This window comes from Amycolatopsis anabasis (genome assembly GCF_009765355.1).
GTDB classification, from domain to species: Bacteria; Actinomycetota; Actinomycetes; order Mycobacteriales; family Pseudonocardiaceae; genus Amycolatopsis; species Amycolatopsis anabasis.
On record NZ_VTHK01000161.1, the window covers coordinates 1 to 1,184 of the forward strand.

At 64.0% G+C, this 1,184-nt stretch carries 1 protein-coding gene; it reads right to left on the reverse strand.

The window, feature by feature from the left end:
* The coding region (gene metK / locus FXO23_RS50505) for a methionine adenosyltransferase (protein WP_425484993.1) at window positions 1-1,184 on the reverse strand (1,184 nt) is incomplete at both ends.

Below are 1,184 nucleotides of genomic sequence, written 5' to 3' on the forward strand. Positions count from 1 at the left end.
GCGGAGGTTGTCGGCGCGGTCGGTGTTTTCCCAGGGCAGGTTCAGCTCGGGCCGCCCGAAGTGCCCATACGCCGCGGTCGGCGCATAGATCGGCCGCAACAAATCGAGATCCCGGATGATCGCGGCCGGACGCAGGTCGAACACCTCCCGGATCGCCGACTGAATCTTGCTCGGATCCACCGTCTCGGTGCCGAACGTCTCCACAAACAACCCCACCGGCGAGGCCTTCCCGATCGCGTACGCGACCTGCACCTCCACCCGCCCCGCCAGACCGGCGGCCACCACGTTCTTCGCCACCCACCGCATCGCATACGCCGCCGACCGGTCCACCTTCGACGGGTCCTTCCCGGAGAACGCACCCCCACCATGCCGCGCCATGCCCCCATACGTATCCACAATGATCTTCCGCCCCGTCAGCCCCGCATCCCCCATCGGACCGCCGATCACAAACCGCCCGGTGGGATTCACCAGCAACCGCACATCCCCCGTGTCCAGGTCGAGTGCGGCCAACTCGGGCGCCACCACCTGCTCCCGCACATCCACCCCCAACATGCTGTCCAGATCAATACCATCCGCATGCTGGGTGGAGACCACCACCGTGTCCAACCGCACCGGCTGATCCCCCGCATACTCGATCGTCACCTGCGTCTTCCCATCCGGACGCAAATACGGCAACACCCCCTCGTTCCGCACCCGCGTCAACCGCTGCGACAACCGATGCGCCAACGCAATCGGCAACGGCATCAACTCCGGCGTATCCGAACAGGCATACCCGAACATCAACCCCTGATCCCCAGCCCCCTGACGATCAATCTCATCCAGCGCGTTCTCCAACCGCGCCTCATACGCCGCATCCACCCCCTGCGCGATATCCGGCGACTGCGACCCAATCGCCACATTCACCCCACACGAGTTCCCATCAAACCCCTTCGCCGACGAGTCATACCCAATCCGCAGGATCACCTCCCGCACAATCGTCGGAATATCCGCATACGCCTCCGTCGTCACCTCACCCGCAACATGCACCTGCCCCGTCGTGATCAACGTCTCCACCGCCACCCGAGACCGCGGATCCTTCGCCAGCAACCCATCCAACACCGAATCACTGATGGCATCACAAATCTTGTCCGGATGACCCTCAGTCACCGACTCCGAAGTGAACAGCCTGCGATCAGACGCGGTCA